Annotated in this window: 4 protein-coding genes; 2 read left to right on the forward strand and 2 right to left on the reverse strand. The window is 76.5% G+C overall.

Going from position 1 to position 4,359, the window contains the following annotated elements; translation table 11 throughout:
• Both I4I78_RS30745 and I4I78_RS30750 read left to right on the forward strand, forming a co-directional pair.
• A partial coding sequence (locus tag I4I78_RS30745; protein ID WP_218615017.1) for a DUF4333 domain-containing protein occupies positions 1-543 on the forward strand: 543 nt, incomplete at its 5' end.
• A 152-nt stretch (positions 544-695) separates the two neighbouring features.
• On the forward strand, positions 696-1,934 hold the full coding sequence (locus tag I4I78_RS30750; protein WP_218615018.1) for a GNAT family N-acetyltransferase: 1,239 nt from the start codon (positions 696-698) through the stop codon (positions 1,932-1,934).
• A 19-nt stretch (positions 1,935-1,953) separates the two neighbouring features.
• Here the strand turns inward: I4I78_RS30750 and I4I78_RS30755 are convergent, their stop codons facing one another.
• Complete coding sequence (locus tag I4I78_RS30755; RefSeq protein WP_218615019.1) at positions 1,954-2,982, reverse strand: NAD(P)/FAD-dependent oxidoreductase; 1,029 nt, start codon at positions 2,980-2,982, stop codon at positions 1,954-1,956.
• Positions 2,983-3,045: 63 nt separating this feature from the next.
• A partial coding sequence (locus tag I4I78_RS30760) for a M20 family metallopeptidase (protein WP_226380757.1) occupies positions 3,046-4,359 on the reverse strand: 1,314 nt, incomplete at its 5' end.

Consider the following 4,359-nt stretch of genomic DNA (forward strand, 5'->3'; position numbering starts at 1 on the left):
TCCGCGGCCCAGGAGCCGGTCTGGGGTGACGAGGCGATGCCTGCCCGGCAGGAACCGGGGGCGGCCGCACCGGCGGGTGGCCGTCGGCGCGCACCCGAACCCGACGACGGGTGGGCCGGCGGCGACCCCGGGCCCACCGGCGTGTGGGGCCCGACCGACGACGGCGTCGTCCCCGGCGAGGAGCCGTGGGCACCGGACGACGTCGTGCGGCGCCCGAAGCGCGGGCCCTTCGGCCTGGGGCGGGGCGCACTCGTCGGGATCGGTGCAGTGGCGCTGGTCGTCGTGGTCGGGCTGGTGCTGGCGTTCGTCGCGCCGGGCTTCGCCATCACCCGCACGCTGGACAAGACGGCCCTGCAGAACGGCGTCAACCAGATCCTGAGCCAGGACTACCGGCTGCAGGTCGGAGCCGTCGACTGCCCGGACGACGTCGAGGTCACGACCGGTACGACGTTCGAGTGCCAGGCGATCGTCGACGGCGAGCAGCTCGCCGTGCCCGGCCGAGTGATCACCGACGACGGTGGCTACCAGGTCGGGCGCGTCTGAGGGCTCCATGATCGCGGGCCGGGTACGGATCCGGGTCACCGGCGGCCCCGATCGGTACCCGGCCGCCGATCACCGGTGTCGCCGTCGCGGAGACGGCGCCCGCCGGCCCCAATCGGGGTGACGCGGCGGTGCGCAGCCGGGATGCTCGGGTGGTGACCGAGTATCCCCACGTCCGTGTCCTCGAACCCGACGAGCTGCGCGCCTCGACCGACCTGTTCCGCGCCGCCCTGCACGTCACCCCGCTCGACGACGACGGCTGGGGGCGCGGCGGCTCCCGGCACGTCCCCGGACGCACGTTCGGGGCGTTCGAGCAGCTGCCCTCGGGCGGCGGCCCCGAGCTCGCCCCGGAGCTCGTGGGCACCGCCATGTCGTTCCCCTGCCGCACGGCCGTCCCGGGCGGGGCCGGCGTCGACACCGCGGCGGTCAGCCTGGTCGGGGTCCGCGCGGACCGGACCCGGCGGGGTCACCTCAGCGCCCTGATGCGGGCCCAGCTCACCGACGCCGCCGACCGCGGTGAGGTCCTGGCCACGCTGCGGGCCAGCGAGACCGGCATCTACGGACGGTTCGGCTACGGCATCGCCACCCGCGGGCGCACGGTGCGGATCCGGGGCGGCGCGGAGCTGCGGCCGGACGCGCCGGGCGGGGGCACCGTCCGGATGCTGTCCCCGCAGCGCGCGCGGACCGAGCTGCCCGCCCTGCACGACCGGTTCGCGCTGCGCCGGGCCGGTGGCATGACCCGTTTCGACGGCTGGTGGCCCGCCTTCCTGGAGGGCACCGGGCCGGTCGCCGAGTTCCGCGGCACGGCCGTGCACTCCGGCCCGCACGGCGACGACGGGTGGGCCGTGTGGGCTGTCGACCACGACCAGGCCGCCGGCGACACGGTCCGGCTGCTCGACCTGCACGCCGCCGACGCCACCGCCTCGGCCGACCTGTGGCGGTTCCTGCTCGGCATGGACCTGGTCGCCGACGTGACCGGGCGCCTGCGCCCGCTCGACGAGGACCTCTCGCTGCTGCTCGCCGACCCGCGTGCCTTCCGCGTCGAGGGACTGGCCGACGAGACGTGGATGCGGATGGTCGACGTCACCGCCGCCCTCGGGGCCCGCACCTGGGGCGAGGCCGCACCGGTCGTGCTGCGGGTGCACGACCGCCTGCTCCCGGCCAACGACGGCACGGTCCGGATCGGCCCGGACGGCCCGAAGCCGGTCGAGGGCACCGTCGCGGCGGACCTCGAGTGCGACGTCGACGCCCTGGCCATGGCCTACCTGGGCGACCGCCGCCCCTCGGAGCTGGTCGCGGCCGGGCGGTGGCGGGCCCACGACGACGCGGCCGTCGCCCGGGCCGACGCGCTGTTCGCCACCGCCGACATCCCGTGGTGCGGCACGTTCTTCTGACCGACACCGCGGGCGCCGCTCAGCCGACGCCGGTCAGCCCGTGCGCACGCTCGGACGCCACCAGGGCGGCGACCCGGGACTCCGACGCGGCCGAGAACGGGTCCCGGCGGCGCGCCACGGCGCGGTCGGTGTCCTCCTCGACCAGGTCGCCGTTCACCGCCGCCGCGGCCATGGTGCCGGACGCGGCCGAGGCGACGACCGTGGCCATCGGGTCCCGCAGGTTCCCGGCGGCCCACACGCCGGGAACGGCGGTGCGCCCGGACGGGTCGGTCGGGACGTGGGTGGCGACACCGGGCGCGAGCTCGACCGTCCCGATGCCCAGCCCGTCGAGCAGGGGGCCCTCGGCCACAGCGTGGGGCAGCACGACCAGCGACTCCCGCGCCACGACCCGTCCCGAGGCCAGCCGGACACCGGAGAGTGCGTCGCCGGTGACCTGCACGCCGCTCACCTCGCCGTCGACGACGGCGACCCCGCGCGCCGCGAGCCGCTCCCACTGCTCGTCGGTGGGGTCGGGGGAAGTGTGCAGGAACAGCGTCACGTCGTCGCTCCACTGGCGCAGCAGGAGGGCCTGGTGCACCGCGTGCGGGCCGGTGGCCAGGACGCCGATCGCCGTGTCGCGCACCTCCCAGCCGTGGCAGTAGGGGCAGTGGAAGACGTCGCGGCCCCACCTCGCGCGCAGGCCGTCGACGTCCGGGAACACCTCGTCCACACCGCCGGCGAGGATCAGCCGCCGTGCGGTGAGCTCGTCGCCGTCGGCGGTGCGCACCGCGAAACCGCGCGCGGTGCGGCGCGCGGCGACGGCCCGCCCGGAGCGGACCGTCCCGCCGTAGCCGGTGACCTCCGCCCGACCCAGCGCGGTCAGCTCCGCCGGTGCGACGCCGTCGCGGGTGAGGAAGCCGTGCACGCCCTCGGCCGGGGCGTTGCGCGGCTCGCCCGCGTCGAGGACCAGCACGTCGCGACGCGCGCGGGCCAGGGTCAGACCGGCGGAGAGCCCGGCGGCCCCACCACCGATCACCAGAACGTCGTAATGAGAACTGTTGTCATCCATGCCGACGACTCTGCGCGTGGTATGCGTAGCGCGCCAGCCGCCTTGCCGATATGGCAAGAGTTCCTAGACGCCCTCGAAGAACGACGGCACGTCCACCGGTCCACCGGCTTCGGCGAACTCGGCCAGCACGGCCTCGCGCAACGCGGTGTCGGCCAGCAGGTCGGCCACGGTCAGGGCCAGCCCGGCCGCCCCGTCGCGCACCGCGGCGTCGCCACCGGGGCCACCGGCCGCCTCACCGAACTCGACGGTGTGCAGCGACGTCCCCGGCTCCGCGACCGCGATCATCGGGTGGATGGCGGGGATCCGCATGCTGACGTTGCCCAGATCGGTCGAGCCGGTCTCGGACTCCGGCACCACCCCGCGCGGGTAGACGGTCCGTCCCCGGTCGGCCTGGTGCACGGCCCAGCGCGCGGCGAGCGTCGCGTTGTGCCGGATCGGCAGGTAGGGCGGTGCCGGGTCCCAGGTGAGCTCGTAGCCGCAGCCGGTCATGGCGGCCGCGCCGACCGCGATCGCGGCCACCCGGGTCGTCATGTCGCGCAGGGCGTCCGCGTCAGCGGAGCGCAGGTAGTAGCGGGCCGCGGCCCGGTCCGGGACGACGTTCGGGCGGTCGCCGCCCTCGGTGATCACCCCGTGCACCCGGTCCGGGTCGGGCAGGTGCTGGCGCAGCATCGCGACGCCCTGGTATCCGAGTACGACGGCGTCGAGCGCGTTGCGGCCCATGAACGGCTGGGCCGCGGCGTGCGCGGCGACCCCGTGGTAGACGACGTCGACCTGCCGGCGTCCGAGGAACGGGTGGTCGGCGATGTCGTGGGCGAACGGGTGCACCATCACCGCGGCGTCGACGTCGTCGAACGCCCCGTCGCGGGCCATCGTCTCCTTGCCGCCGCCGCCCTCCTCGGCGGGCGTGCCGAGCAGCACGACGGTGCCGTCCGGGGCCGTGCCGTCCCCCGCCCGCCCCAGTGCGCGGGCCAGCGCCAGGAACGCACCGACCGCGGACGCGCAGATGACGTTGTGCCCGCAGGCGTGCCCGAGCCCGGGCAGCGCGTCGTACTCGGCGAGCACCGCGACCGTCGGGCCGCGCCCGTTCCCGGCCCGGGCCCGCAGCGCCGTGTCCAGCCCGTGCACACCGACCTCGGCCTCGACGCCGTGCCGCGCCAGCAGCTCGGCCACCGCGGCCACCGAGCGGTGCTCGGCGAACGCCGTCTCCGGGTCCGCGTGCAGGGCGCGGGACAGCGCGACGATGTCGTCGGTGACCGCGCCCAGCCCCTCGTCGACGGCCGCGCGCAGCGACTCCGGAGCCCCGTCGAAGGGGGAGGACAGCGGCTCCGCGGCGGCCGCGCGCACGGCCGTCTCGCGGGCCGTGGCGTCGAGGAACGC

The organism is Pseudonocardia sp. KRD291, assembly GCF_019263595.1.
Classification (GTDB): Bacteria; Actinomycetota; Actinomycetes; order Mycobacteriales; family Pseudonocardiaceae; genus Pseudonocardia.